Origin of the sequence: Pseudomonas brassicacearum subsp. brassicacearum (assembly GCF_008801605.1) — a bacterium.
GTDB lineage: Bacteria > Pseudomonadota > Gammaproteobacteria > Pseudomonadales > Pseudomonadaceae > Aquipseudomonas > Aquipseudomonas brassicacearum.
Genome location: NZ_VZPJ01000002.1, coordinates 509,724 through 536,062 on the forward strand (window position 1 = coordinate 509,724; position 26,339 = coordinate 536,062).

Below are 26,339 nucleotides of genomic sequence, written 5' to 3' on the forward strand. Positions count from 1 at the left end.
AATTGACCATGTTCGAACTGCGAGTCTTGAGTGGTCTGCACCGAGGTGCGGCGTTGCCGCTGGTTGGCGAGCAATGGGTGGTCGGGGCGGCCGAGGATGCCGACCTGGCGCTTTACGATCCGGGCATCTGTGGGCGTCACGTGGGCCTGCGGCAGGTGCAGGGCCAGTGGCTGCTGGAACTGCTGGAGGGCACGGTTTGCGATGGACAAGGCCAGCCCTGGGCTGCGGCCGAGCCCTTGCAGAGCAATGCCCCATTTGCCGTGGCAGGCGTCTGGCTGTGCCTGGCCCCGGCCGATCAGCCTTGGCCCGAAGAGGCGGCGCTGGATGACGCCGCGCACTTGGCGGCGGAACGGGAAACCCTGAAGCCCGCGACACGGCCGTCGTGGCCCAAGCGCCTGGCCATTGCCGCAGCGGTGATCACCGTTGCCTCCAGCGCCTGGGCCTTTACCAGCCAGCCGGCGCAAACCGTGGCGCGCAGCCCGGCCCAGCAGCTCAAGCAGAGCAAGGTGGCCTTGGACAATGTCGAGGCGGTCCGCCTGGAGCTTGATCGCATGCTCCAGGAACGTGATTTGGGCGCCGGTGTGCGGGTCGAGAGCCAGGGCGACCGGCTGGTCCTGGTGGGCGAGTTGCCGCGTCAACGCCTGGCGATGGTCGAACGGCTGATCGAGCGCTTCCACGACCGCTACGAAACGCCGGTCGGGATCACGGCCAACGTCAAGGAACGGCTGACGAAGCTGCCGTTTCAGATCGCCCAGATCGTGGGCGGCAAGCATGGTCATGTGGTCACGGCCGATGGACGTCGGTTGTTCCTGGGTGACCAGATCGATGGCCTGCGCTTGACTGCCATCGACAGCGGCAAAGTCACCTTCGAGGGCGACCAACGCTACGAGGTCACTTGGTGATGACGCAGGCGGCCATCGCGCGACTGGAGGCCTGGGAGGCCGGGCAATTGGCGCACTTGCGTCGCTTCGCGCCGGTCATGGTGCGCGGGCGGGTGCAGCGGGTCAGCGGCATCTTGCTACAGTGCCGACTGCCGGGGGCGCAGATCGGCGACCTCTGCCGGGTCGAGCGCGACACACGCGAGCCGCTGCTCGCCGAGATTGTCGGCTTCGACCAGCACGATGCCCTGCTCAGCGCCCTGGGCGGCCTGGAGGGGATCCGGGTCGGTGCGGCGGTGGAGCCGCTGGGCATGCCGCATCGGGTGTGCGTGGGACCGGAGCTGCTGGGTCAGGTGCTGGATGGCTTCGGCCGGCCCCTGTTGGACGGCGGGACGGGGGCGTTCGCCGGCCCGCATGTACTGCATGCCTCGGAAGTGATTGGCGAGGCGCCTGCACCCACCGCACGACCGCGTATCCAACGGCCCTTGAGGACCGGCGTACGGGCCATCGACGGCCCGCTGACGCTCGGTGAAGGCCAGCGTGTGGGGCTGTTCGCCGGCGCCGGTTGTGGCAAGACCACGCTGTTGGCGGAGATTGCCCGGAACGTTGACTGCGATGTCATCGTGTTCGGCCTGATCGGCGAGCGTGGGCGCGAACTGCGCGAATTTCTCGATCATGAGCTGGATGATGAACTGCGGGCCCGCGCGGTGCTGGTGTGCGCCACCTCTGACCGCTCCAGCATGGAACGCGCCCGCGCGGCATTCACCGCCACGGCATTGGCCGAGGGTTTCCGGGCCCGGGGCCAACGCGTGCTGCTGCTCATCGATTCGCTGACCCGATTCGCCCGGGCCCAGCGTGAGATCGGCCTGGCCGCTGGCGAGCCGTTGGGGCGCGGTGGCTTGCCGCCGTCGGTCTACGGCTTGCTGCCGCGTCTGGTCGAGCGGGCCGGCCTGACCAACGAGGGCGCTATCACCGCTTTTTATACGGTGCTCATCGAGCAGGACTCCATGAACGATCCCGTGGCGGATGAAGTGCGTTCGCTGCTCGACGGTCACATCGTGCTGTCACGCAAGCTCGCGGAACGCGGCCACTACCCGGCAATCGATGTGCTGGCCAGCCTGTCGCGAACCCTGGCCAACGTGGCCGAGGCGGAGCACCTGCGGGCGGGCATCAATCTGCGTCGATTGCTGTCGGCCTATGAGCAAATCGAATTGATGTTGCGCCTGGGCGAATACCAGGCCGGCGCCGACCCCTTGACCGACCTGGCGGTGGAGTCGCGAGGGGCCCTGGACGCCTTTCTGCGCCAGGACCTGCGTGAGCCGGAGCCGTTTGCGTCCACGCTCGCCCACCTGCAGCAGTTGACCGCTTATGTCCCGGGCTGATCTGGACGCCCTGGCGCCGATACGCCGCCACCGCGAAGCGCAAGCCGAGCGGGCGTGGCGCCAGCAGCGTGAGCTTTTGCGTGAGCGCGAAGCCGCGGTTGCCGCCGCGCGCGCGCAGATGCAGTCGACTCGTGAGCAGCAGGTGGTGCAGCGCGAGGCGTTGTACGGCGAGCACCGTGGCCGGGCGTTGAGCGTGTGCGAACTGAATGCCTGGAGTACCCAGGAACGTCGTTTGATCGGCGAGCTGGCCGAGCAAGCGCGGGCAGTGCAGGCACTGGACGATGAACAGGCGCAACAGGCACAGCACACGGCCGCTGCCCAGCAGCAGCTACAAGGGCGCCGGCGAGATCTGGAAAAGCTCAGCGCAATGATGGAGTGCCTGGTGGAGACCCCCAGCGATGAATGAACGCAGCGTGCGCGGTGCGCCGACACCGCACGGCAATCCCTCGGCGACCCCCGTCCGGCATCCGCCGCGGGCGTATGAGCAACCGCCTGCCCAGGTGAGCCGGGCAAGCCGTCCGGCGGCACGCGAGTCCGCCCCTGCCACCGGGCGTGACCCCGACATGACGGCAGGAAGCAGTGACGGTTACTGGTTCCGCCAATGGGTCGATGCGCCACGGGGCGGCACGCAGGATGACAGCGCCGGCACCGGTTCGCTGTCGGGCCTGGTGAATCTTCCGGGCGGTGAAGAGGAGGCGTTTGTCGACCAGCTCACGCCACGCTTGCGTGCCACGCTCGACCAGCAATTGGACCTGTTGCTGCATCTTCCCAACCTGGGCCGCATAAAGGTATCCGCCCGGCGGCTAGGCGAGGCGTGCGGGTGGGACATCGGCCTGAGCAGCGAAAGTGTCGACGTACAGGCGCGGCTGTCGAGTCGATCCGGGCGTCTCGAAGAGGCACTGACCCAAAGCCTGGGCCAGCCGGTGAGCGTGCGTGTGGCGCGGGAAGAAGAGGTTAGCGCGACATGACAGTCCATGCATTGGCGCTGCCGACTGTAGGCAGCGAGGACGCCACCGCCCGGCGACTATTAGGCATTGGCGTCCGGTTGCCCTTCGAGGTGGCGGGCGAGGCGGGCCTGCTGGAACTGACCCCGGGTGGCACCGCTGGGGGGACGCCGTGTGTGCTGGCGTGTGCCCATGGTGTCTTTACCCTGGACGAGCCCGGCGCGGTGCTCAGTCTGTTCGGTGAATGCCCGGTGGTCCTGCCTGCCGAACCCGGACCGGATGACGCGTGGTTCTGGTCGCTGTTCCAGCAAACCCTGGGCGAGCCCCTGCGCCAGGCATTCGGTTTTATCAAACCAGCGGCCGGGCCCGCGGTGCAGGGCATTGCCTGCCGGCTCGACGTGAGGGTGGGCGCGGCCCGCGTCACGAGCCATCTGGAAATGACCGGTGCGACCCTGCTGGGGCTGCTTCGCGCTACGCCTTGGCAGCGGCCGGCAGCGCCAGGGATCGCGGGCTTCGTGCTGCATGTTCCGTTGGAACTGGGACACCTGGCGCTGGCCGCCGGGCAGTTGGCGACGTTGCGCCCCGGTGATGTGTTGGTGCCGCAAACCGCTCTGTTCGATTCATCCGGCCAAGGGCTGATTCGCCTGGGCCGGCATTGTTTGCAGGTGCGGGTTCACAGCCGTGCCGCGCCGTTGCGCCTGACCTTGCTCGCTCTGGAGGAGACCGTTATGAGCACCACCGCCGACACCGACATCCTGACGCCGGACTGGGACGATAGCACCGGCTACGAACCTGACGCCCAAGCCGCCGAGGCGGCTGAGCACCCGGAGTCGGCCTATGCCGCCGCTGACACCGAGGAAGCGCCGATGACGGAGCCGGTCGCGGCCGAAGTCCCCGAGCGCTTCGACGACCTGCCGCTGGCGCTGACGATACGCTGCGGTCATTTGCAGCTGACCTTGGGCGAGCTGCGCAATCTGGCGCCCGGCGCGGTGCTGCAAGTGCAAGGCGTGGCACCGGGGACAGCGGCGCTGTTCTATGGCGAACGTGCCCTGGCCCATGGTGAGCTGGTCGAGGTCGATGGCCGGTTGGGCCTGCAAATCGCTCACGTGGATGTGGCTGGATGAGCTTCCAGGGGGTCGACCCCTTTCTGTTGGCGCTGTTCATTGGTGGGATTTCGCTGGTCCCCTTGCTGCTGATCATCTGCAGCGCCTTTCTCAAGATAGCCATTGTGTTGACCATCACCCGTAACGCCATCGGCGTGCAGCAGGTGCCACCCAATATGGCCTTGTATGCCATTGCCCTGGCCGCGACGCTGTTCATCATGGCGCCGGTGGGCCACAACATCGCCGAACAGGTGAAAGAACGGCCGTTGGATTTCAGCAATACCGAGGCGTTGCAAGGCTCTGCCTTGAACGCGATAAAACCGTTGCAGGCCTTCATGTCGCGCAATACCAACCCGGACATCCTCGCCCACTTGCTGGAAAACACCCAGCGGATGTGGCCCAAGGAACGCGCCGAGCAGGCCAGCCGCGATGACCTGATGCTGCTCATCCCGGCCTTCATGTTGTCGGAGCTCGAGGCCGGTTTCCAGATGGGATTCCTGATCTATATCCCGTTCATTGTCATCGACCTGATCGTGTCCAACCTGCTGCTGGCGCTCGGCATGCAGATGGTCGCGCCCATGACCATTTCGTTGCCGCTCAAGCTGCTGATTTTTGTCCTCGTGCAGGGCTGGACGCAATTGCTCGACAGCCTCTTCTATTCCTATCTTTGAGGATGTGCGATGGACGCGCTGACGTTGTTTAAGGAAGGCATGTTGCTGGTGGTCCTGCTCTCCGCGCCGCCCTTGATCGTGGCGGTGATTGTCGGTGTGCTGACCTCCCTGGTGCAGGCCTTGATGCAGATCCAGGACCAGACCTTGCCCTTCGGCATCAAGCTGGTGGCGGTCGGGTTGACCTTGCTGGTCACGGGGCGCTGGATCGGCGTGGAGTTGCTGGGACTGCTGCGCCGGGCATTCGAAATGATGGCCAACACCTGATGACGGCCCAGGCTTTCGGCCCGTATTTCGACTTGCTGCTGTCGATCGCGCTTGGCATGGCGCGCATTTACCCGGTCGCATACCTGGTCCCGGTATTTTGCTTCCAGCACCTGCGAGGCTTGCCGCGCCATGCCGTTGTGTTTGCCCTGGGCATGTTGCCGGCACCGGGTATTCGCCAGGCGCTGATCGACGCCCAGGTCAATTGGCTGTCGCTGGCCGGGTTGATGTTCAAGGAGCTGGTGCTGGGCTTCTTGCTCGGGGTGCTGCTGGCGATGCCGTTCTGGTTGTACGAGTCGGTGGGTGCCTTGCTGGACAACCAGCGCGGTGCGCTCATTGGTGGCCAGTTGAACCCGGCGCTCGGCAGCGACACCACGCCCCTGGGCCTGCTGTTCAAGGAGATGACGATTTTGCTGCTGGTCACCACCCTGGGCATTGGCACTTTGACCCAGGTGATCTGGGACAGCTACCTGGTGTGGTCGCCAACCGTTTGGTTTCCATTGCCTGGCGCGGACGGCTTCGGCGTGTTTCTCGGGCTGCTCGGCGAAATGTTCATGCACATGATGCTCTATGCGGCGCCCTTTATCGGCTTGCTGTTGCTGGTGGAGTTCAGCCTGGCGTTGCTCAGCCTGTATAGCCCGCAATTGCAGGTGTTCGTCCTCGCCATGCCGGCCAAGAGCCTGATCGGCCTGGGCTTCCTGCTGTTCTACCTGCCCACGCTGTGGGATGCGATGACGGGCCGTCTTGGTCGCTATGGCGAAATCCGGCATCTGCTGCACCTGTTGTTGCCGTCACCCTGAAGGAGGGCTTCGGGCATGAGCGAAGACAGTGGAGAAAAGACCAAGCGGGCGACGCCGAAGAAGATTCGCGACGCGCGCAACAAGGGCCAGGTCGGCCAAAGCCAGGACTTGAGCAGCCTGCTGGTGCTTGCGGCGATCACCGAAGTGGCGTTGACCCAGGCCGACGACAGCATGCAGGCCTTGGGAGACATGGTGACATTCCCGCTGCATCGGCTGGATGTCGATTTCGTGCGTGCCTTCGAGGAGACCTTGGCTCATGCCGGTGGCGTGTTGCTCAATTTCACCTTGATGACCGTGGGGTTGGCGATCGTCACGCGCCTGGTGGCCGGTTGGATACAGTTCGGTTTCCTGTTTGCCCCCGAGGCCCTTCAGCCCGACCCGAACCGCTTGAACCCGATGAACCAGGCCAAGCAGATGTTCTCCGGCCAGGCGCTGATCAACCTGTTCATGGGGCTGGTCAAGGCCGTGTTTATCGGCACCGTGATTTATCTGGTGACCCTGCCTGCACTCGGGTCGTTGATCAATCTGGTCAACGGCGACCTGAACAGCTATTGGCGCGGGCTGGCCAGCCTGTTTCGGCACATCATGCACATCTGCCTGGGCGTGTTGCTGGTGCTGGCGCTTCTCGACTTCGGCCTGCAGAAATATTTCTTCGCCAAGCGCCTGCGCATGAGCGAGGAAGAGGTGCGCAAGGAGTTCAAGGAAATGGAAGGCGACCCCCACGTAAAAATGCATCGCCGCAGCCTGGCCCGGCAATTGGTCGACCAGCCCGTCAACAAAGAGACCAAACCGGTGGAAGACGCCGACATGCTGGTGGTCAACCCCACCCACTTTGCCGTCGCGCTGTTGTATCGCCCCGAGGAAACGCCGCTGCCGCAGTTGATCGTCAAAGGTGTCGATGCCGAGGCCCGGGCGCTGATCGAGCGGGCCAAGGTGGCGCGGGTTCCGGTTATCCAGTGCATCTGGCTGGCGCGCACGATCTACCGTGAAGACGTCGGCGCCTATATCCCTCGGGAAACGCTCCAGGCGGTTGCCCACATTTATCGGGTGTTGCGCGAACTGGATGACGAGGCCAAGGGCGAGGTCATCGAGATTCCGGAGTTGAACCAGCGTTGAGGTCGATGGAACCGATGCGCACGCGCTTGCCACTCAGGGAATGAGCCAGGCTCGTCCGGAGGATACCGGCCTGCCGACAGTGCCCACCACACAGACATCGACTCGTGGAGGATTCCCATGCCCGAACCCAGACCCCTGACGAGCCCCTTAGGGGGCACAGGTGCCCTGCGGGGCACCGACAGCTTATCGCCATCGCGCTCACCCTCGCTGAGCCAACGACCCCGTGAGGCGCAGCAGCGCGAAGGCACCCAGAGCCTGCATGATCGGGGACGTTCTTCCTCGACACCACCGGCGGTGCATCAGCGCGGCCGCACCCGAACGCGAGACACCAACCACACGGCGGCACCGAATGACACGCAACCGCTGGATGACGCGCAAACGCCCAGCCGCACACCGGACTCTTTCATGAGCGAGATGGAAACCCGTCAGAAGCAGTTGATGGAAAAGCAGTTCCAGCTGCAAATGGGCATGGAGGAACGCCAGAGCGCCATGTTGCTCGTTAAAAGCTCCGCCGACATGGCCAAGCTGATGAGCGATACGGTGACGGAGGTCACCAAGGGCTTCATGGACAGCGCAAGGAAAGTCATGCAGGAGGGTGGCGAGGCGATGAAGCTTCGATAAAGCGATGAGCCTGCATAACCCTGTGTAGGAGCTGTCGAGTGCAACGAGGCTGCGATCTTTTCAAAGACACTTGAATCTCAAGCGAAAGATCAAAAGATCGCAGGCTTCGCCAGCTCCTACAGAGTCCCGCGGTAGTAATTCCAGGCCACGGGTGCCTATCCCAATCGGGTGCGGCTCATGTTGAGCGACGCCGGACGCGGACCGCCCGGCGTTGCAGGCACCGCCAAGCGCGCCCGAACGTCGCCGACCTGGGCGATGAAGCCCACGACCCAATGGCAGAACTGCACCTCATCGAGCATCGCCAGTGGGCAATGGGCACACAAGCGAACGCTGCTCTTGTCATCCAGGGCCAGCCAACTGCCGCCGAGCAGATCCAAGCGAAAGTTGAGTTCCAGCAAGCGCTTGTGCAAACCGGGCGCGTGGGCAGGTACATCGATCGAGCTATGGAGGATGGCGACATCGCCGTGACCGGGCAGCTCGATGACCACGGCTTCGCGGTTGCTCGCGTCATACAGCGCGCACACGCCACCTTCCAACTGCAAGTCCGCATGCAAATGTTCCGCGAGGGCCGAGATCAAGCGCTGGGCAAGCGGTGCGACGGTCATGGGAAACCTCCCTGAATAAAGCCTGTATGAATCACTGTGTTTTCCTCAATACGTGGCTGAGTAGTCGTCGAGGTCTTCCAGGCCCAGCAGTGACAATTGCCGGGACTGGATTTCATCGAGCAGTTCAATGGATATCGACGAGTCCGGCAGCGCCTGCCAGACCACGAGTGCTCGCTGCGGATCAAGAAATACGAACAACTGCGCGTAGTCGGTCGGGTGGGCGAAACGCCGTTCGAGGGCATGCTGGATCTGGTTTGCACGCAGCGCCTGGCTTTGTATTTGTAAGGCAAGCCCCACGCTGTGAGGCTCGCGTCGCAGACAGAACTCAATGCCTGGGGCTATTTCCCAATACGTTGCGATGCCGGCGATGATGTTCTTCTGGAAGGCCTGGCGAGTGCTTACGCTGTGTACCGAAAAAGACATAGCGTTTCAGTTCTCCAATGGGACGACCGAATGGTCCAGTGGGTGTTCGGGGGAGCCAAGGCCGCCGCGCATACCGGGTGACCACCAGATCACCAGCCGACCGTTGTCCGGTTCGGCGCGGCTGCAGGCATCGCCCTGGCAACCCGAGCGGTTCGCGCAGCCGGCGAACACCGGCAGGCTCAGCAATAAAACGAGCAGCAGTGGCGTGCGACTCATGGCAGGGTCCTCGCGCTGGTTTGCAGAAGAGAAGGGCGCTCGCCGCCTGGCGTGTGCGTGGGTTGTTTCATGACCACGAACACTTCCGTTTCCTCGCCGGGCTCAAGCCACACCTTCGGCCAGGCGGAGGTGGCCAGGGTCCAGCGACTGCCGCAGCTTGCCTCGTCGAAACGCAAGCGCCGCTGATCGTCGTTGCGTATCACGCCCACGGCGATGCCGTAATCGGGGCCGGCGAACCATTGGGCCCGGGCGGCGTCCAGCGATAGCCCGGGTTGCAACGCGCACAATGTGTCGGGCGAATAGGGAATCGATGGGGCTTGCTTGAACGTGGCCGGAATGTTGCCGTCGGCGAGTTGGGCGAGCACGTCGCTGACCTCGATACGACCGACGGGGCGGGTGCCGTTGCGACGCTCTTCCAGGCGGGCCATGGCGCTGTCGACCTGTTCGCGGTCAAGGGCGGAGATGTAGCGGGCCGGGTCGACCTGGTCACCGATCAGGCGCGGCGTCAGGATGAACACCCGCTCGCGGCGACTGGTTTCGCGGGTGGTCGAGGAAAACAGCAGCGGCCCGATCAGCGGGATGCGACCCAGCCATGGCACCCGTTCGAGGTTGTCGCCGGTCTCTTCGGTATGAAAACCGCCTACCACCAATGACCGGCTTTCCCCCATGACAGCCTGAGTGCTGACTACGCCCCGGCGCACGCTGGGCGTCTGCTGGCCGACCTCCGAGGGTTCGATACGGCCGTCCTCGATTTCCAGGGACATCTGGATCTGGTTGCGGCCCCCGGTCTCGATGGCATGGGGCACGACCTGCAAGCTGGTGCCTGCCGTGATGGGTTCGACAGTGGCTACACGCTCGCCGATGGCCGAGATGTACTCGGTCCGGCTGAAGTCGATGACCGCCGGCTGGTTCTCCAGGGTCAGTACCGACGGGTTCGCCACCACCGAGGCCAGGCCACGGCCCTCCAGGGCCCTCAGTTGCGCGGAAAAATCGCCGTAGTCCTGAATGAACACCGTCGAGCTGGCGCCAGGTCGAATCATCGAGGCGCCGCCGATCAGGTCGCCGCTCTCGACGTTCCAGTTCGAGGCCAGCTCGGCCAGTTGGGTGCGGTCGATGTCGAGGATGATCGCGTCGATTTCCACCAGCTTGCGCGGCACGTCCACATCGCGAATCAGCGGCGTGTAGATTTCCCGTCGCTTGGGGGCGTCGTAGATGAGCACCGCGTTGTTGCGCACGTCGGCTTCGACGCGGATCTTGCCCCGGCCGCCTGCACCGCTGTTCGCGCCGGATGGTACGCGGCTGGTGTTCGGACGACCCATGCCGTTCATTGCCAACTGTTCGATATTGCCCATGGTCATGGACTGCTGGTTCTGCATGTTCTGGAACGACGCCTGTGGAGAGGCCGTCTGCATGCCCCCCGACACGGCGCTGCGACTTTCCAGCAAACCTTTCAGGATGCTGGCGACCCCGGGAATGACCAGCGTTTCGCCGCGGTACTTGACGTTGCGGTCGGCGGCGGTGGCATAGCGCAGCGGGAAACTGATCACTTCCTGCTTCTCTTCGGGTGTCTTGCGCACTTCGGCAAACTGCGCCACCAGGCGCACGTAGCGCTCCGGGCCGGAGACCAGGACCACGCCTTCGTCGGGCAATTCACCCCAGCCGAAACGCGGATCCAGCAGGCCGATGTCGGTCAAGGCCTGCTTCATGTCCGGGACGGCATCGGCGGATACTTCCAGGCGCGTGGAGTCTTGGTTCTGCAAGGGGCTGACGTACAAGGTGTTGCCGTACATGAACCACTGGAAGCGATTTTCCAGGCCGAGCCTGTCGAGGAACGCCTGGGGACTTTCGGCGCGCATCCGGCCGTCGACGGTGCCTTTCACGGTGCCATCGATCACCAACTGCACCGCGAAGGTATTGGCGAAGTCGCCGAGTACCTTGGCCAGCGGCGTGCTTTGGGCGTCATAGGCGTAAGGCGTGTTCTTCCAGTCGGTCGGGACTGCCGCCTGTGCCGGCAGGCTAGCACCCAGTGCACCGGTCAGCGCCAGCGCGATCAGCGAAGGTCCCGTCCAGCGGTGTGCGATCAACTGGCGAAGGTGTACTTTGCCTGCGGTCATCAAGCGGTACGGTGCAAGCCACCTGTTAGGCATGACGGATTCCTGTTCCGAGCAAGTGAGAGTGCGAGAGGCGTCGCGCCACTGGCGCGGCAACGGCTCGTTGGTCTTTATTGAGAATCGATTGCCAGGTGTCACGCTGGTTGAGCAGTGCTTCGAGCACCTCGATCAAGTCGTCGATGTGCCTGTCCGGCGGCAGTTGCGCCAGTAGCCACAACCGGCCGTCTTGTGGCGAACGGGCCAGCGCGCCGGGAAATCGCGAGAGGCTTGGGTGCGCCAGCCGAAGCAGGTCTTCCAGAGCCACCTCGCGTGTCGCCGGGACGCTCAGCTCGACCGATACCAGCAGGCCCTCTTCGAGCTTGCTGAACGTTGCGTCGCCATCGTCGATGACAACGGTGAAGTGCTCCGGGCCATCGACGCTGGCGCTCCAGCGGGTGAGCTGTGTGCGCAGCTCATGGCATTGCATCGATGATCGCCTTGGCGAGGTTGTGATGGGCCGTGGTCTGTTGAGTGGCTGCGTTCACCGCGACGGACATGCCGTTCATGCTGGTCACGAATGAGTGCATGTCGTCGAGTGACTGACTTTCTGCTGCGTTCATCGCAGCGTTGTTGACGTTGTCGGTCGCGCGTTGGAAGTAGGTGTCGAGGCGGCGCTGGACGGCATCGGCGGAAGACATGGGCGGTTCCTCTGGGCTAGGCATGTTCACGGTGTGAGTGGTGGGTATGCCGTTGGCGGTTCCGCGCGGATGAGGAAAAAAACTGACGGGGTGATGGTGGCCTTAGTATCCGGACAGGATTTCTTTGACCGGGTACATATCCTTTGCTGCGGTAACGGCTGCTTAGGGTTCCGCCCTTACGGCGGGTCACTTTTTTCAGACGCCAAAAAAGTAACCAAAAAGGCTTTGCCCCACCACTCGGTGCCTCGCCTAGGCTCGGCATGCCCGAACGAAGGCATTGCTCCGTGGGCCCGCCGCGAAGGGCCATCCATGGCCCAGCGCGGCTACCTCGGCATCCATGCCGAGGTGCCCACTACGCAATGCCTGCGTTCGGCCATCGTGGTTAACCGGGCGCCGAGATCAACGTCCGCCGCGAGGCGGCCTAGTAGCCGACCTGGCTCTCCCGGTCGTACTTCGATCCATTTGTGGGAGCGAGCAAGCTCGCTCCCACAGTTTTTTCCGGGGTGTTCACAGGCATCGCAGTCACCCCAAATCCCCTGTGGGAGCGAGCTTGCTCGCGATGGCGGAGGGTCAGCTTGCGGTGATGTTTTGTGGTTCGGGCAGACGCAGGGCCTCGACGGCGGTGGGCCAGTCGAGCTGGTATGTACCGCCTGGTGTTTCCAGCTTCAGTTGATGTCGTTCCATGTCGGCATCGGCCACTGGCGTCCAGGGGCGTCGGCTGTCGGTGCCCAGGCTCCGGGTCAGGCTTGCCAGGTCTTCAGGATGACAGCGAAGGGTGGCGCTGATCGGGTCGTCCTGACGCGACGCCAGTTGGCGGACGAGCGCATCGATGCGTGCCTGCTGCGGGACCTCGTTCAACAGCGTCCCCAGGGCCTCGTTGACCAAATGTGCAGCACTGCTCTCGATCCGCTCCCACATGGCTTGACGCTGGGTGTCCCATGCGGCGAGCAAGGTTTCGGCCTTTTCCCAGAATTGCGCTTGAGCCTCGAGCACGGTCGCGTCCGCCTCTGCGTTGGCGCGTTCAAGCAATTGCCCCGCCTGCGCCTGGGCCTGTTCGAGGACGACCTGTGCGCGGGCACAATCAACCAGGGTTTCGCGCGCGATGTAGGGCTGCGACAGGCCCTGGCCATCGGGGCGCAGTTCAAGCGAACGCCGAGCGAGCATCGTGTCTCTCCGTTTGGATAGGGGCCGAGGGTGCCAGGCTTTGCTCAGCTTTCCAGCAGGCGGACTGCCAAAGCGTGTTCAGCTTGGCGGCTGGCGGTTGAGGGGCTGGCGCCGATTCGATGGCGATGATTCTGTCGCGTGGGAACGCCAGGCGCGCGCGTTCCCAGGCCCGTTCGTCCAGCCATGCGCGCAGCAGGGCGAGTGGATCCTGGTCTTGTTCGAGCCAGTGCCCCGGGCGCAGGGCTCTGGCGGTGCGCTCGCACCAGGCCCGGTCCTGCGCCGAAAGTGCCTGTGTTGCCGTTAACGGTGCGCAAGTGTTCGCCACCAATTCGCAGGCAAGGGCCAAGGTCCGGGGCGTGCCGCAGAACAGCGATTGCAGCGCCGGGCTGGGTGGTGGTGGCGTGCATGGCGTCATACCGAAGCTGTGGGCAAGCGCGGCATGTTGCCCTCGGGCGAGGACGTCGATCTGTGGCGCGGTCAGCAGGCCAAGCGCCGGCGAATACCAGCCCCGGTCTGCTTCGCGCCACGCGAGGCTCCACCAGCGAACCCATGCAATTTCCGCCGTCATGCGGCGGTCCCGTTACTGTCGGGTTTGGTCCCCGGGTTTTTCACGGCGAACAGCCCAGGTGTCGCGCTGCTTTGGGGGGCGGCGGGCGTCCTGGCTGGTTTGCTGAACTTGCGATCGAGAAGTCGTGGCAGCACTAACACGCCTTGGCGCCATAGCCGGTAGAGGCCATACAAGACGCCCATCAGGATGGCAAGCAAGGTGATGCTTGCCGTCACGGTCACCGCCCGCCAATAGCCGATGTCGTCGGCCTGCATGAGGAACGGGCCGAAATACGCCATCTTGCGCCGCTCCTGATACGGTGCGGCGGGAACGAAGACCACCGATAATTTGGTCGGGTTCTGGGTAGCATCGGCCATGCCGGGGATCCCGCTGGCGACCAGGTTGCGCACGCGCGGGGTAATGCTGTCGGGGTCCAGGGCATTGGTGTGCTTGATAAACACCGAGGCCGATGCGGGTTGGACCGGCTCACCCGGGGCCACCCGTTCCGGCAGGACCACATGGACCCGGGCGAGCACCACGCCGTCTATTTGTGAAAGCGTCGATTCGAGCTCCTGGGACAGCGCATAGATGTAGCGGGCACGTTCTTCCATCGGCGTGGAAATGACCCCTTCCTTGCGGAAGATCTCCCCCAGGCTGGAGCGTGAGCGACGCGGCAGGCCGGCGGCCTCGAGTACCTGGACGGCGCTGTTCATGTCGGCAGGCTCGACCAGTACGGTCAGCCCGTCTTTATCGACCTGCTTGCTCGCTTCCACGTTCTTGTTCGCCAATTCGGCGATCACTTCGTTGGCATCCTGCTCGGAAAGATGGCTGTGCAGCGCCGTCCGTTCATCGCAACCGGTGAGCAGCAGACACAGCAACAGTGTTGAGAATGCGCGCATGGACATGACCGGCTTTCCCTTTACTGAAGATTGGTGAGCTTCTCGATTGCCTGGGAGCCCTTGCTGACGATTTTCGCGGTCATCAGGCTTTCCAGGTGGAAGGATGACAACGAGCGGTTCGACTGCAGCATGTCTTTCGGGTCGGCGGTGCGGATGGCCTTGAGCATGTCCCGGTTGGCGCGATCGTCCAGTCGCTGCAATTCGCCGGAGCGGCTCGACAACGAATCGATGATTCTTGCGGCGACATTGTTTTCACTGTCCGGGGCGGGGGCTTTGTCGCGCATTTGCGCGTTGAACCAACTGACATCGCTGGTCTCGGCGCTCGCGTGTGGCTTGGCGCTGGTTTTGGCAGCGGTGGAGGCGAGGTTGCTGGGGTCGATGGCTTGTACGTCCATGGCGTTTCTCCTGTTTCAAAGGCTTGCTTCAAAGTGTCAGTTTCAAAGGGCGGGTGCCTTCAGGCGCACATCAGCCTCAAGACGTTGCGAGCGCTACCGGTGACGCTCAGGTGAAACTCGATTTCCTCCCGGTTGCGCCGGGTACGCTGGCGCAGCAGGGGCTGCTGGCCGGCCAGGCGGGCAAGGGCGAAGTCCAGCTCTTCCAGGGCAAGCTGGAACAACCGGGTTTCGCGAGCATCCAGCGCTGTGCCGCGGGCAATGCGTTCGGTCCATGTCCAGCGTTCTGCGTCGGGGGGCGTCGGTGGGGGATAGCGCGCCGGGTGCTGGTCCATGAACGCGGCGATCTCGAACAACAGGTCCTGATCGTCTGGTTCATACCGCGCCTGGCCGTCACCTTCCTCGATGTCCAGCAGCGTCAGCAGTTTCCTGCGGCCCAGGACCGCGATGATCTTGAGCAGCAGCGACAGGCTCGCGTCATGACGACTGCGCCGCGTGGCGTGATCACCCTCCATCTCCCAGGCGCCGAACAGCGCGCCACAGAAGGGGTTGTTGGCATTGCCGAAATCACTTTGGCTGTCGACATCGTTGTCACCGATGGGCTGCCGGCGATGGGCGAACATCTGCGCCAGATCGTTGAACAGGTCTTCATTGGAATAGGCATCATCGATGTCGACGTCGAGATTGGAACCGGTGCCACCGTTGATCTCCTCCAGGATGTCTTCCAGGACCAGTCGCAAAGGGTCGTCGGTCTCTGCGGCCAATCTGTCCTGGGGGCTGGGCCAGCCGAACCGCGACTGTCCGCCCGTCGAACCGTGTTCGGCGCCCCACTGGACGAGCGACTCCCTCAATCGGTCGCCGGTCCCGTGCAGTGCCAGATGCTCGGCGACCACGTTCGCCAGGCCCGGCGGGGTAGGGGCGGGGCGCCGCGTGGACTCGTCATGGGGCAGGTCTCTCTGGGCACGAAGGCTGTCTGGCAAGTCGATGTGCATAGGGGCCTCCTCGCATCGCGCTTGAAGTTACCCCGCCGGAGCGGGGCTGAAGCGAGAGGGTCAGAATCGTATGTTTTTCGAGGCCTCCCCCATGGCGGTGATGGCTTTGGTTGCGGTGTCCATCGACCCTGCCGCGATTGCGTTCATGGTGTCGGCGACCAGTTTTTTCTGGTCGAATTGGGATTTCATGGTTGTCATCGCAGCCGAGGTCGCGTCCATCTGCTGCATGGCAGCCGTGGAAGCGGCGAGAGAAGCTCCACCAAAACTCATAGTCGTATCTCCGGGTTGTGGAATGGCAAGACGATCGTGAACGTCTCGATGGTTAAGTGGCGACCGTTGTGTAAACGGTTCCACCGATCCCACTCAACTCGTCGATATTTGCAGGCACTTCATCCGGTAATACAGCGTGCGCCGGGCGATACCCAGTTCGGCGATGACCTTGTCGATGCAATGATGGTGGCGGCGCATGCAGTCCTCGATGAGGATTTTTTCGAACTGCTGCAGGTGCTCTTTCAACTTGAGCGTCGAGCTGTTGTGTTCCAGTTGCTCGGCGCGGGGCAGTGCCGGCAAGCCGAGCACGTATCGTTTGGCGGCGGATTGCAGCTCGCGGATGTTGCCAGGCCAGGCGTAGCCGAGCAGTTGGCGCAACAGCGCTGGCGACGGTGCGACGTAGGGCCGGTCAAGTGCCTGGGCCTCCCGGCGCACCAGCGACTGGAACAGCGGCACGATGCGCTCCTTGCGGCTGCGCAGTGGAGGCAGCTTGAGGCTGATGATGTTCAGGCGAAAATAAAGGTCCCTGCGAAACTCACCACGTTCGACCATTTCTCCCAGCGGGCACTGGGCGGAGGCGATCACTCGCATGTTCACCGGGATGCTCTGGGTCGAGCCCAGGCGCTGGACCGTCCTGGATTCCAGGACTCGCAGCAGCTTGGCTTGCAGGCCCAACGGCATGCTGTCGATTTCGTCCAGGTACAGCGTGCCGTTATGCGCGGCTTCGACGAACCCCGCGCGATTTTGGTTGGCCCCGGTAAACGCGCCGGTGTTGGCCCCGAAAAGCTGGCTCTCGGCGAGGGTTTCGGGAATGGCGGCGCAGTTGATGGCAACGAACTTGCCGGAGCAGCCGGACATGCGATGGATCTTTTCTGCCAGCGTGTCTTTACCGGTACCCGTCTCGCCGCGCAGCAACACGTCGATCATGAGCGGAGCGACGCTTTGGACGAACGCCTCAAGGTTGAGGGCATCTTCTTTATAGGGATTGGAAAGTGCAGCGCATAGCAGCTTTTGCATCACTGACGATTCCATTTCTTGTTTGGTTAGGAGGGTCGACAAGTTGAACGATGAAAAGGCGTGTGAAACTTCCTCTAGTTAGCGCCGCCGCGCGACTGCACTGGTAATGAACATTTTGCTGGTCACGAGGTTTAGAGAAGAGATTAAAAAAAAGTTCATGCTGGCACGGCCGCTGTTAATCGATTCAGCTAAACGGTCAACGGAGCTCAATTGCCCTGCACAACCCGTCTGGCATGGGGCACAGGCCGAAAAGGATCGGTAATGGCGCCGTTTGGAAAAATTGGATCCGACAAACGGTTCAGCCCAGACCCTTACTTTGAGCAAGAGCTCTAAAAGCAAACACTAGGCATAACTTAGTGGCGTCAGCCTAGAGGCGGCTGACAATACGTGTTGTAGTTAATTCGTCAGTTCGAAACCGACCATGGGCAATAACAGCCGACCGCCAACGTGTGAGTCGCACTAACTTCCCGGCCGACACTCAACGCCTCGAGAATCGGCTCGATGAAGCTGTTGCTCGAGTTGCAGGTCAGGCCTTCGCTGTAGGGGCCGAAGTACGCCAGTTTGCCGCTGCGATCCCAGATCGCTACGGCCGGGCTTGCAGGAATCTGGCTTGAACCGGGGAGCGTCGGGAGGGTTTTGAAGTGGCTCAATGTGGCTGGCAACTGACCTTGGCTGCCGGCTTTTTGTACCGCATAAAACTCGACGCCTTGCGGTACATATTTATCGACCAGCTCGGAAAGGTGTTGCTGGTTGCCGACGTTGCACGGGCACGCCGGGTCCCAGAAATGTACCAGACGTATCGCACCGGGACCGGCCAGATCGGCAGGCAGGCGCAGCGGATCGCCGGAAAACACCGCGGTGTGTTGGCTGAAAGCCCGCAGGAAACGGCCCTGGAACCAGTCGTAGGCCATCCACAATACGACGGCGCATCCGAGGGCGAGCAGGCTGGCGAGCAAGGTCGTGCGGTGGGACGGGCGCATGGAGTCGATCCTCTGAAGCCGCGTAGCTTGCCATGCCTGCCGCGACAGATGAATATCGCAGGCTTACAAAGTCTGTTTCGCGCGATGCGCCTATGCCTGGAAATCTTGATGCCTGCCACTTTCGACCCCGATCTCCTGCGTGCCAGCCTGCAACCGCTGGCCCAGTGGCAAGCCCTGTCCGAGCAAGCCCAGGCCTACCAGCGGTTCTATGGCCTGGACTTTCCCCAGCGCAGCGTGCGCAAGGGGTTGGGGCGTTTCGAGGTGGCTGGGTATGAGCTGGTCAGCCAGGTCTGGTGGCCGGAAAAGGCCGTGGCGACCTTGTTTGTGTTCCACGGTTACTACGATCACATGGGGCTGTATCGCCATTTGATCGAGTGGGCCCTGGAGCAGAAGTTCGCGGTGATCGCCTGCGACCTGCCGGGCCACGGGCTATCCAATGGCGAGCGCGCCAGCATCGGGGATTTTGCCGAATACCAGGCCGCGTTGCAGGGCCTGTTGGCCGAGGCCGGGACGCTGGACCTGCCGCAACCCTGGCATCTGTGCGGGCAAAGCACCGGCGGGGCCATCGTCGTCGATCACGTGCTCAACCAGGGTGCGCAGAGCCCGGCGCAGGGCCAGGTCATCCTGCTGTCGCCCCTGGTGCGGCCGCGGGCCTGGGGATGGTCGCGCCTGAGTTATTACCTGCTCAAGCCCTTCGTGAAGGGGATTGCCCGACGCTTCAGCGAGAACTCCACCGACCCGGACTTCCTGCCGTTCCTGCAAGCCGACCCGCTGCAACCACTGCGCCTGCCCACCGCCTGGGTGGGTGCATTGGGGCAATGGATCAAGCGTATCGAAGCCGCCCCGAGCAGCCCGCGCCAACCATTGATCGTGCAGGGCCAGGCGGACATGACGGTGGATTGGGCGCACAACCTGCAAGTGCTGCGCAGCAAGTTCGATCGGCCGCAGGTGTTGATGTTGCCCGAGGGACGCCATCATTTGGCGAATGAGGCGCTGGCGTTGCGGCAGGAGATGTTTGGTTTTCTGACGAAGCGGATGAGCCGGGTTCGGCGGTGACTGGGTTATTGCTATCGCGAGCAAGCTCGCTCCCACAGGGTATTGAGCTGCTAGATCCAATGTGGGAGCGAGCTTGCTCGCGATGGCGGCGCTGAACTACTGCCCGAGATTCTGCCCCACCGCCAACCCCGCCCGAATCGCCGCCAAAGCCGCCTGATAATAAGCCTGGCCCTCTGTCGATTCGGCGAAGGTGGCGAACTCTTCCAGCTCGGTATCCGTCAGGTCACGGTAGACGTACAGCAGCGTGTTGTTCAGGTCCGCGCCGATCTGTTCCATTAACCGCTGGCGCTGGCCGTTGAGCATGCCCTGGGCCTGGCCGCCGCCCAAGAGTCCCGGGATCATCGAACTCAGGCTGTCGGCCGCCACGCCGGCGATCGCCAGGCTGACTTCGGCGCCGGCCTCGCGGGCGGGCAGGGCCTGGGCCAGGTGGCCGATGATCAACAGGCGGTTGTCGCTGGCTGGCATCTTCGGCAGGCCCTTGGCGTTTTTCGCCAATTGATCACGCCGGGTCGCCAGCAACTCGGCCGCCACGACCTTGCGACCCAGGGGTGATTGGAAAAAGCTCAGGGCCGGGCTGGGGTCACGCAGATTCTTGCGCATCTGCGCCTCGGCCCGCTGGTCCATGGCCTGGGAGGCGAAACGTTGATTGCTGTTGTTCACCAGGGCCTGGAACACCGCCGGCGGCAGGCTGCTCTGATAGCGCTGCTGGGCGGCGCTCAAGGCGTCATTGAAATGCGCCCGCTGTTCCGGCCAGCCGGCGACCTTGTACAACTGGTCGTAGCTGTCTGCCCAGGCGGGCAAAACGCAGAACATCAACAGTGAGAAAAGCAAACGGCGCATAGGGACTCCTGTCAGCAGCCGACTATTCTCCGTGGGGTGTGGGGTCTTGTCGAGAATTCGTATCAAGTTCGTACTGCGGTGCTATTTGACGCAGCGAACCCGCTGCGTGGCGCTGTCGGTTTTGCAGGCACAGGCATACTATGCGCGCCATGCAAATACCTTCTGATCACCCGCTGCTGTTACGTATCGTCGACGATCTGGCTGAGCACGGCTGGTCGCAGCAGAACCTCTTCCTGCCGGATGCGCTGACCCGCGCCCTGGCGGCCGAATGCCGCCAGCGGGCCGCCGAGGGCGAACTGGCCCCGGCAGCGGTCGGGCGCGGGCCGTTCTCGGAGATCCGCGAAGGGATCCGGGGTGATCACATCCAGTGGATCGAACCCGGCCAGGCGCAAGCCTGCGACCATTACCTGGCGCTGATGGACAGCCTGCGCGAGGCGATGAATCGCGGGTTGTTCCTGGGCCTGGAAGACTTCGAAAGTCACTTTGCCCTCTATCCACCCGGCGCGTTCTACCTCAGGCACGTCGACCGCTTCCGCGATGACGACCGGCGCATGGTGTCGGCGGTGCTCTACCTCAATGACGAATGGTTGCCGGAACACGGCGGCCAGTTGCGCATGTACCTGGACGAAAGCCTCGAACAGGACGTGGTGCCCATTGGCGGTTGCCTGGTGGTGTTCCTGTCGGGGGACATTCCCCATGAAGTACTGCCGGCCACGCGCGATCGCCTGTCCTTGACCGGTTGGTTCCGCCGTCGCGGCAACGAGTTGTTCTGAGATGGAAAAGATCCTGGTCAGTCGCTGCCTGCTCGGGCATCGCGTGCGCTACGACGGCGGCGCCAGCGGGCCGTTCGATCAACTTCAGCAATGGCTCGACGAAGGCCGGATCGTACCGCTGTGCCCGGAAGTCGCCGGCGGCTTGCCTACGCCTCGGGCGGCGGCGGAGATTCCTGGCGGGCAGGGCGGGCAAGTGCTCGACGGTCAGGCGGCGGTGATTACTACCGACGGCGAGAATGTGAGTGCGCAGTTCCTGTCGGGCGCGTATCAAGCGCTGGAACGGGTGCGTGAACACGGCATCCGCATCGCCGTGCTCAAGGCCAACAGCCCGTCGTGCGGCAACCTGTTGACCTATGACGGAACGTTCAGCGGTGTGAAAGTCAGCGGCGAAGGCGTGACGGCGGCGTTGCTCAAGCGGCATGGCGTGAAGGTGTTCAGTGAGCTGGAGTTGCCTGAAGCGGCGGCGGCCCTCAAGGCCCTGAACAACGAGTAACCTTGAGCCGCGCAGTTCTCAGCGGCAAGGAACTCTCTGTGGGAGCAAGGCTTGCCCGCGATACAGGCGCCTCGGTCTCTGAAAGACCGCATCGATTTCATCGCGGGCAAGCCTTGCTCCCACAAAATCGCTTGCTACTGGGTTATAGCTGCTCAGCCAACTGCTCAATCAGCTCCTGGCGCTCTGCCTGGCTCAATCGCGGTTGAGTATTCAGGGATGACCATTGCGGATGCGCCCGCGCCTTGTTCAAGGTTTCGGGTAGCTTGCCCTCGCGCCAGGTCTTGTCCTGGGGCGTGGCGATGCGGATGCTGTCCATTGCCGCATGGCCGCGCTGGTTGAGGGCTTGCAGCAGTTGGCGTTGGCGCAGGGCCAACAGGCGCAGCACGCTGTCGTCCACCGTCAATTCCCGTTGCCCCTTGAGCTTGCCCATCAGCCGGTTGCCATAGCTGCGGGCCGTTTGCAGGGTGCCGCCGACAATGGCCCCGGCCAGGGCAGCGGCGCCAAGGGTCAGGCCGCCCACCAGCAAATCGACGCCGGCCCCGGCCGCTGCGCCCGCCGCGATCCCGCCACCGACGCGTACGCCCAGTTGCTTGAGGGTCTCGGGGTTGAACAGGTCATCGCCCCAGCGCCCGTCGAGCAGCGGCAGATCGCTGGCGGCGGCGTCCTGGGGACGAAAAGCGTAAAGCTTGAGCAGAGCCTCGACGCAGCGCTGCTCGCGCTGACGCACCGCGTTGCGCAGTTCACTGATGGCCTCGCGTTCCAGTTCGGCGTCGCTGGCGACGCTGCGTCGGCAGGCGGCGCAGTCGATCAGCAGTTCGGCGATCAAGCGCGCCGCGCTCTGCTGGCGGGCCAGGCGTTGGGCCTGTTGATCGGCGACCAGGCGTTCCAGTTGCCCACGGGCGCTTTCCAGCAACAGCGCGAGGCTCTCATACAGACGTCGCTCGCCGTCCTCGGGCGGGGCGACGCTGTCAAAACGTACCAGGGCGTGCAGCCCCAGTCGTGCCAGGGCTTCGCGCCAGTCGAGCTCGCGATGGTGGGCGCTGCTGACGAAATTCAACACCGGCAGCAGCGGCTTGCCACAACTGGCAAGGACTTCCAATTCATCGCGGTACTTGGCCAGCACCGGCTCCCGGGCGTCGATCACATAAAGCCCGGCGTCGCTGGCGAGCAGTTGCCGCAGCACTTTGGCTTCCTGTTCGAAGCGTTGCCGCGCCTCGCTGCCCTCAAGGAAGCGGGCCAGGCGCGCCGGACCGTCGAGGCGTTCGCCAGGTCGCTCAAGGCGCTCGAGGTAATCGAGCAGGGCGATGGCGTCCTCCAGGCCCGGCGTGTCGTACAGCTCCAGCAGCGCTTCGCCGTCCACCGACAGGCGCGCACCTTCGACATGCCGGGTGGTGCTCGGGCGATGGGACACTTCGCCGAAGCCGACGTCGCGGGTCAAGGTACGCAGCAGCGAGGTCTTGCCGACATTGGTGTGGCCGACCACGGCCAGCTTCAGCGGCTTCATGGGCTCAGTCATGGCCGGTCTCCAGCCAGTTCAAGGGCATGCAGTCGGCGAAGGGCAACTGTAACTGTTGCAGTGCGGTGTGCCAGTCGCCCAGGCGCTCGGCGTCCAGCGCTTCGCCGGGCGGCGCCTGCAACAGCCAGACGCGGGTGGCGCTGGCGCTGCGGGCCAGCTCGGCGATCAGCGCCAGGCTGCCGCGGTCCGGCGAACGGCGTGGGTCGCAGGCAATAGCCAGGCGTGCCGGCGGAAAGCGCGACAGCTGTTCGAGGAGTTTGTGGCGCGACTCGCGGCTGTCGAGAATGCCGGCGCTTTTCACGGTTTCGGGCAGCTTGGGCGGCCAGGGCCGGTCGTCCAACTCGATTGCCACCAGCAGTGCGCCGTCGCTATTTATTGCACTGACAGCATTTTCGATGGGATGCAGTTGCGCGGGGGCGGTGTCGTTGACGCCCAGTCGCTCGCTGCTGGGCATCAGCCGTTCACGCAATTGGGCGTAGCCCGGCAGGTTCAGGTCCAGGCGCAGGGTGGCGCGGCCGCGACGCCAGCGCCACAGGCACAGCAGTGCCAGGCCCAGGCGCGGCAACAGGCCATAGACCAGCAGCACACCGACCAGCCAGCCAGCCCAGGCCTGGCGCGCGCTCTCGATGTTCAGGGCGGAATCGCCACTGGCGCGGATCATTTCCACCGTCGGCACGCTGAAGCCCAGCAGGGCGGGCAGCGCGCCGAGGGCCTGGGTCATGGCGACGAAGGTCTCGCCGCCGAGGATGGTGGTTTCCCAGACGAAGCCATAGCGCCGGGTCGCCATCAGCAGCAGGACGATGACCAGCGCGCTGAGCATCGCCAGCAGCCACAGGCCATTGACCAGCACGCCGAGGGCCCAGCGATTGAGTTTGTGCCGTTGCAGCAACAGCAGCAGGGCCGGCGCCAGTTGGGCGGCCTTGGCGTCGCGGGCGAGTTTTTCGCTGAGCCACAACCACAGGCGTCCCAGCGTGGCACCTTGCTCGCCAGCGAATATCAGGCCCAGGGCCCAGCCGATGAGCAGGATCAGGTTCAGCCCCAGCAGACTGCCCAAGGCCCAGAACACATTGACCGCTGCCTGCCCGTTGCCAAGTGCGGCAAAGCCCAGGCCGGCGCCGCTGATGACGGCGAGCAGCGCCAATGCGATCAGCGCCAGGCGCGCCCCTTGCAGCCAATGGCGCAGGGCCTCGGTGAGGCCATCGCGCTCGGCCAGCCAGCGGGCACGGTGGCGGATGCGAGTGGCTAAGTCGCCGCCGGCTGCACGGGCCAGGCGATTGGCTTCCTGGTCCTCGAGCGGGCCGGCGTGTTCTTCACGCAGGCGTATCGTCTCGGTCAACCAGAGGTTTTGCAGTACTGTCACGAGTGCTTCCGTTGCTCGAATGAGGGTTGAGCATAACCGCTGTGATGCCTGTCGGGGTACGCCGAGCCTCTGGTATCCTCGCGGCCATGAACAAAACTCTCCCTTTAAGCCTGATCGCAGCCCTCGGTGAAAACCGTGTGATCGGCATCGACAACAGCATGCCCTGGCACCTGCCGGGGGATTTCAAATACTTCAAGGCCACCACTCTGGGCAAGCCGATCATCATGGGGCGCAAGACCTGGGATTCCCTCGGTCGACCGCTGCCGGGACGCCTGAACATCGTGGTCAGCCGCCAGTCGGGCCTGGTGTTGGAGGGCGCGCAAGTGTTCTCCACCCTGGAAGCTGCGGTGGCGCGGGCCGAGGCGTGGGCACTGGAGCAGGGCGTCGACGAGTTGATGTTGATCGGCGGTGCCCAACTGTACGCCCAGGCCCTGGAACAGGCGGATCGACTGTACCTGACCCGCGTGGCGCTGAGCCCGGAAGGGGATGCGTGGTTTCCGGCATTTGATGCGAGCCAGTGGACGCTGGTTTCGAACCAGCCGAATCCGGCCGAAGGGGACAAACCAGCCTATAGCTTTGAGGTGTGGGAGAAGCTGTAAGCCCTGTGTGAGCAATGCCTGTGGGAGCAAGGCTTGCCCGCGATCCGGGCGCCTCGATCCATGGAATACCGCGTCGCTTTCATCGCGGGCAAGCCTTGCTCCCACAGGTATCAGGGCAATCAAGCGTGCACCAACTCCCCATGCTCCTCGGCATCGAGCAACGCCTTGTCAGTCTGCTGCATCACCTGGCTGGTAATCGCCCCGGCGGTGATCGAGCCGCTGACGTTCAACGCCGTACGGCCCATGTCGATCAGCGGTTCGACGGAAATCAGCAAGGCGACCAGCGAGACCGGCAAGCCCATGGCCGGCAGCACGATCAGCGCGGCGAATGTCGCGCCGCCACCGACCCCGGCCACCCCGGCCGAACTCAACGTCACGATCGCCACCAGCGTCGCGATCCACACCGGATCCAACGGGTTGATGCCCACAGTCGGCGCGACCATCACCGCCAGCATGGCCGGATAAAGGCCGGCACAACCGTTCTGGCCGATGGTGGCGCCGAACGAGGCGCTGAAGCTGGCAATCGCCCGTGGAATGCCGAGGCGGCTGGTCTGGGCTTCGATGCTCAACGGGATGGTGGCCGCGCTGGAGCGGCTGGTGAAGGCGAAGGTCAGCACCGGCCAGATCTTGCGGAAAAAGCGCAACGGGTTGATCCCGGCAGCGGACACCAGCAGGCCATGGACCACGAACATCAGGCCCAGCCCCAGGTACGACACCACGACAAAACTGCCGAGCTTGATGATGTCCTGCAGGTTGGAACCGGCCACCACCTTGGTCATCAGCGCCAGCACACCGTACGGCGTCAGCTTCATCACCAGGCGCACCAGGCGCGTCACCCAGCTTTGCAGGGTGTCGATGGCGTTGATCACTTTCTGGCCTTTCTCCACGTCGTCCTTGAGCAACTGCAACGCCGCGACCCCGAGGAACGCGGCGAAGATCACCACGCTGATGATCGAGGTCGGCTTGGCCCGTGCCAGGTCGGCAAAGGGGTTCTGTGGGATGAATGAAAGCAGTAATTGCGGGATGTTCAGGTCGGCGACCTTGCCGGCGTAGTCGCTCTGGATCACTTGCAGGCGCGCCAGTTCCTGGGTGCCGGCCACCAGGCCTTCGGCGGTGAGGCCGAACAGGTTGGTCAGGCCAATGCCGATCAGCGCGGCGATGGCGGTGGTGAACAGCAGCGTGCCGATGGTCAGGAAGCTGATCTTGCCCAGGGACGAGGCGTTATGCAGGCGGGCCACGGCGCTGAGGATCGAGGCAAAGACCAGCGGGATCACGATCATTTGCAGCAACTGCACGTAGCCGTTGCCCACCAGGTCGAACCAACCGATCGAGGCCTTGAGCACCGGGTTGCCGGCGCCATAAATCGTGTGCAGAGCGAGACCGAACACCACGCCCAGCACCAGTGCCAGCAGCACTTTTTTCGCCAGGCTCCAGGTGCGGTGACGGGTTTGTGCCAGGCCGAACAGCAAGGCGAGGAACACCAGAAGATTGAGGATCAACGGCAGATTCATCAAAAGAGACTCCGATAAGACGTGCCAGTCGCCCGAAGCCGCGACTGTGAGCCGGGAAGCCTAACAGCCTGATAACTAATGAATTAATACTAAAAACGCATGTAGATTGTCGTTTATGGAAT

Annotated in this window: 32 protein-coding genes; 14 read left to right on the forward strand and 18 right to left on the reverse strand. The window is 63.7% G+C overall.

Translation table 11 applies throughout. From position 1 onward, the window contains the following. The first annotated feature begins 8 nt into the window (after window positions 1–8). The 10 genes from F7R20_RS08095 to F7R20_RS31595 all read left to right on the forward strand — a co-directional run bounded on the left by F7R20_RS08095 (window position 9) and on the right by F7R20_RS31595 (window position 7,776). A complete protein-coding gene (locus F7R20_RS08095) occupies window positions 9–902 on the forward strand; it encodes an FHA domain-containing protein (RefSeq protein ID WP_003206613.1) in 894 nt (297 codons plus the stop codon). Continuing rightward, window positions 902–2,260, forward strand: coding sequence for a FliI/YscN family ATPase (locus F7R20_RS08100; RefSeq protein WP_003206612.1), 1,359 nt, complete (start codon window positions 902–904; stop codon window positions 2,258–2,260). The genes F7R20_RS08095 and F7R20_RS08100 overlap by 1 nt, the downstream gene beginning before the upstream one ends. After that, window positions 2,247–2,666, forward strand: a complete 420-nt coding sequence (locus F7R20_RS08105; RefSeq protein WP_003206611.1) for a YscO family type III secretion system apparatus protein — start codon at window positions 2,247–2,249, stop codon at window positions 2,664–2,666. The genes F7R20_RS08100 and F7R20_RS08105 overlap by 14 nt, the downstream gene beginning before the upstream one ends. Then, a complete protein-coding gene (locus tag F7R20_RS08110; RefSeq protein WP_003206609.1) occupies window positions 2,659–3,228 on the forward strand; it encodes a hypothetical protein in 570 nt (189 codons plus the stop codon). Before F7R20_RS08105 ends, F7R20_RS08110 begins: the two co-directional genes overlap by 8 nt. After that, window positions 3,225–4,328 carry a type III secretion system cytoplasmic ring protein SctQ gene (sctQ, locus tag F7R20_RS08115; protein ID WP_003206607.1) on the forward strand — a complete coding sequence of 368 codons (1,104 nt, stop codon included), beginning with the start codon at window positions 3,225–3,227 and terminating at the stop codon, window positions 4,326–4,328. The genes F7R20_RS08110 and sctQ overlap by 4 nt, the downstream gene beginning before the upstream one ends. Continuing rightward, complete coding sequence (gene sctR, locus F7R20_RS08120; protein ID WP_003206605.1) at window positions 4,325–4,978, forward strand: type III secretion system export apparatus subunit SctR; 654 nt, start codon at window positions 4,325–4,327, stop codon at window positions 4,976–4,978. Before sctQ ends, sctR begins: the two co-directional genes overlap by 4 nt. Window positions 4,979–4,987: 9 nt before the next feature. After that, window positions 4,988–5,242, forward strand: coding sequence for a type III secretion system export apparatus subunit SctS (gene sctS / locus F7R20_RS08125; protein ID WP_003206603.1), 255 nt, complete (start codon window positions 4,988–4,990; stop codon window positions 5,240–5,242). After that, window positions 5,242–6,039: a type III secretion system export apparatus subunit SctT gene (gene sctT / locus F7R20_RS08130; RefSeq protein WP_003206600.1), complete on the forward strand. Its 798-nt coding sequence runs from the start codon at window positions 5,242–5,244 to the stop codon at window positions 6,037–6,039. Before sctS ends, sctT begins: the two co-directional genes overlap by 1 nt. A gap of 15 nt (window positions 6,040–6,054) precedes the next feature. Beyond that, window positions 6,055–7,155, forward strand: a complete 1,101-nt coding sequence (sctU, locus tag F7R20_RS08135; protein WP_003206599.1) for a type III secretion system export apparatus subunit SctU — start codon at window positions 6,055–6,057, stop codon at window positions 7,153–7,155. A 117-nt stretch (window positions 7,156–7,272) separates the two neighbouring features. Continuing rightward, window positions 7,273–7,776, forward strand: a complete 504-nt coding sequence (locus tag F7R20_RS31595) for a hypothetical protein (protein ID WP_003206597.1) — start codon at window positions 7,273–7,275, stop codon at window positions 7,774–7,776. Window positions 7,777–7,931: 155 nt separating this feature from the next. Here F7R20_RS31595 and F7R20_RS08145 read toward each other — a convergent pair whose 3' ends face one another. The 14 genes from F7R20_RS08145 to F7R20_RS08210 form a co-directional block, all read right to left on the reverse strand. Next, complete coding sequence (locus F7R20_RS08145) at window positions 7,932–8,381, reverse strand: type III secretion system chaperone (RefSeq protein WP_003206595.1); 450 nt, start codon at window positions 8,379–8,381, stop codon at window positions 7,932–7,934. Between the two features lie 45 nt (window positions 8,382–8,426). Beyond that, on the reverse strand, window positions 8,427–8,804 hold the full coding sequence (locus F7R20_RS08150; protein WP_003206593.1) for a hypothetical protein: 378 nt from the start codon (window positions 8,802–8,804) through the stop codon (window positions 8,427–8,429). A 6-nt stretch (window positions 8,805–8,810) separates the two neighbouring features. Next, a complete protein-coding gene (gene hrpT, locus F7R20_RS08155) occupies window positions 8,811–9,020 on the reverse strand; it encodes an HrpT family type III secretion system protein (protein WP_003206591.1) in 210 nt (69 codons plus the stop codon). After that, entirely contained in the window at window positions 9,017–11,167 is a 2,151-nt protein-coding gene (gene sctC, locus F7R20_RS08160) for a type III secretion system outer membrane ring subunit SctC (RefSeq protein ID WP_003206589.1), read from the reverse strand. The genes hrpT and sctC overlap by 4 nt, the downstream gene beginning before the upstream one ends. Continuing rightward, window positions 11,160–11,597, reverse strand: coding sequence for a type III secretion system chaperone (locus F7R20_RS08165; RefSeq protein ID WP_003206587.1), 438 nt, complete (start codon window positions 11,595–11,597; stop codon window positions 11,160–11,162). The genes sctC and F7R20_RS08165 overlap by 8 nt, the downstream gene beginning before the upstream one ends. Further along, the gene (locus tag F7R20_RS08170) at window positions 11,584–11,808 is read right to left on the reverse strand and encodes a type III secretion protein (RefSeq protein ID WP_003206585.1); all 225 of its coding nucleotides are present in this window, start codon (window positions 11,806–11,808) and stop codon (window positions 11,584–11,586) included. The genes F7R20_RS08165 and F7R20_RS08170 overlap by 14 nt, the downstream gene beginning before the upstream one ends. Window positions 11,809–12,378: 570 nt before the next feature. Further along, window positions 12,379–12,972: a type III secretion system stator protein SctL gene (gene sctL, locus F7R20_RS08175; protein WP_003206583.1), complete on the reverse strand. Its 594-nt coding sequence runs from the start codon at window positions 12,970–12,972 to the stop codon at window positions 12,379–12,381. Continuing rightward, a complete protein-coding gene (locus F7R20_RS08180; protein ID WP_003206581.1) occupies window positions 12,950–13,540 on the reverse strand; it encodes a hypothetical protein in 591 nt (196 codons plus the stop codon). The genes sctL and F7R20_RS08180 overlap by 23 nt, the downstream gene beginning before the upstream one ends. After that, window positions 13,537–14,424 carry a type III secretion system inner membrane ring lipoprotein SctJ gene (gene sctJ / locus F7R20_RS08185; RefSeq protein ID WP_013694482.1) on the reverse strand — a complete coding sequence of 296 codons (888 nt, stop codon included), beginning with the start codon at window positions 14,422–14,424 and terminating at the stop codon, window positions 13,537–13,539. Before sctJ ends, F7R20_RS08180 begins: the two co-directional genes overlap by 4 nt. Before the next feature lie 14 nt (window positions 14,425–14,438). Next, on the reverse strand, window positions 14,439–14,813 hold the full coding sequence (gene sctI / locus F7R20_RS08190; protein ID WP_003206577.1) for a type III secretion system inner rod subunit SctI: 375 nt from the start codon (window positions 14,811–14,813) through the stop codon (window positions 14,439–14,441). A gap of 59 nt (window positions 14,814–14,872) precedes the next feature. Continuing rightward, on the reverse strand, window positions 14,873–15,802 hold the full coding sequence (locus tag F7R20_RS08195; protein WP_003206575.1) for a type III secretion protein: 930 nt from the start codon (window positions 15,800–15,802) through the stop codon (window positions 14,873–14,875). 60 nt (window positions 15,803–15,862) lie between these two features. Continuing rightward, on the reverse strand, window positions 15,863–16,072 hold the full coding sequence (locus tag F7R20_RS08200) for a hypothetical protein (protein ID WP_003206573.1): 210 nt from the start codon (window positions 16,070–16,072) through the stop codon (window positions 15,863–15,865). A 93-nt stretch (window positions 16,073–16,165) separates the two neighbouring features. Then, complete coding sequence (locus tag F7R20_RS08205; protein ID WP_003206571.1) at window positions 16,166–17,089, reverse strand: sigma 54-interacting transcriptional regulator; 924 nt, start codon at window positions 17,087–17,089, stop codon at window positions 16,166–16,168. A 404-nt stretch (window positions 17,090–17,493) separates the two neighbouring features. After that, on the reverse strand, window positions 17,494–18,069 hold the full coding sequence (locus tag F7R20_RS08210) for a DUF6436 domain-containing protein (protein ID WP_003206570.1): 576 nt from the start codon (window positions 18,067–18,069) through the stop codon (window positions 17,494–17,496). 108 nt (window positions 18,070–18,177) lie between these two features. Between F7R20_RS08210 and F7R20_RS08215 the strand changes: the two genes are divergently transcribed. Then, window positions 18,178–19,125, forward strand: coding sequence for an alpha/beta hydrolase (locus tag F7R20_RS08215; protein ID WP_003206568.1), 948 nt, complete (start codon window positions 18,178–18,180; stop codon window positions 19,123–19,125). A 96-nt stretch (window positions 19,126–19,221) separates the two neighbouring features. On the opposite strand, the gene F7R20_RS08220 is transcribed toward F7R20_RS08215, so the two are convergent. After that, the gene (locus tag F7R20_RS08220; protein WP_003206565.1) at window positions 19,222–19,965 is read right to left on the reverse strand and encodes a DUF2059 domain-containing protein; all 744 of its coding nucleotides are present in this window, start codon (window positions 19,963–19,965) and stop codon (window positions 19,222–19,224) included. 140 nt (window positions 19,966–20,105) lie between these two features. Between F7R20_RS08220 and F7R20_RS08225 the strand changes: the two genes are divergently transcribed. Together F7R20_RS08225 and F7R20_RS08230 are read left to right on the forward strand one after the other, a co-directional pair. Further along, window positions 20,106–20,738 (forward strand): 2OG-Fe(II) oxygenase, encoded by a 633-nt coding sequence (locus F7R20_RS08225; protein WP_003206563.1) that lies wholly within the window; start codon window positions 20,106–20,108, stop codon window positions 20,736–20,738. A gap of 1 nt (window position 20,739) precedes the next feature. Continuing rightward, on the forward strand, window positions 20,740–21,231 hold the full coding sequence (locus F7R20_RS08230) for a DUF523 domain-containing protein (RefSeq protein WP_003206561.1): 492 nt from the start codon (window positions 20,740–20,742) through the stop codon (window positions 21,229–21,231). Window positions 21,232–21,373: 142 nt separating this feature from the next. On the opposite strand, the gene F7R20_RS08235 is transcribed toward F7R20_RS08230, so the two are convergent. Next, window positions 21,374–22,747 (reverse strand): GTPase/DUF3482 domain-containing protein, encoded by a 1,374-nt coding sequence (locus F7R20_RS08235; protein WP_003206558.1) that lies wholly within the window; start codon window positions 22,745–22,747, stop codon window positions 21,374–21,376. Next, the gene (locus F7R20_RS08240) at window positions 22,740–24,107 is read right to left on the reverse strand and encodes a DUF2868 domain-containing protein (RefSeq protein WP_027912909.1); all 1,368 of its coding nucleotides are present in this window, start codon (window positions 24,105–24,107) and stop codon (window positions 22,740–22,742) included. Before F7R20_RS08240 ends, F7R20_RS08235 begins: the two co-directional genes overlap by 8 nt. Before the next feature lie 86 nt (window positions 24,108–24,193). On the opposite strand from F7R20_RS08240, the gene F7R20_RS08245 reads away from it, so the two are divergent. Next, window positions 24,194–24,706, forward strand: a complete 513-nt coding sequence (locus tag F7R20_RS08245) for a dihydrofolate reductase (protein WP_003206554.1) — start codon at window positions 24,194–24,196, stop codon at window positions 24,704–24,706. Between the two features lie 119 nt (window positions 24,707–24,825). Here the strand turns inward: F7R20_RS08245 and F7R20_RS08250 are convergent, their stop codons facing one another. Continuing rightward, entirely contained in the window at window positions 24,826–26,217 is a 1,392-nt protein-coding gene (locus tag F7R20_RS08250; protein WP_003206553.1) for an L-cystine transporter, read from the reverse strand. Window positions 26,218–26,339: the final 122 nt, after the last annotated feature.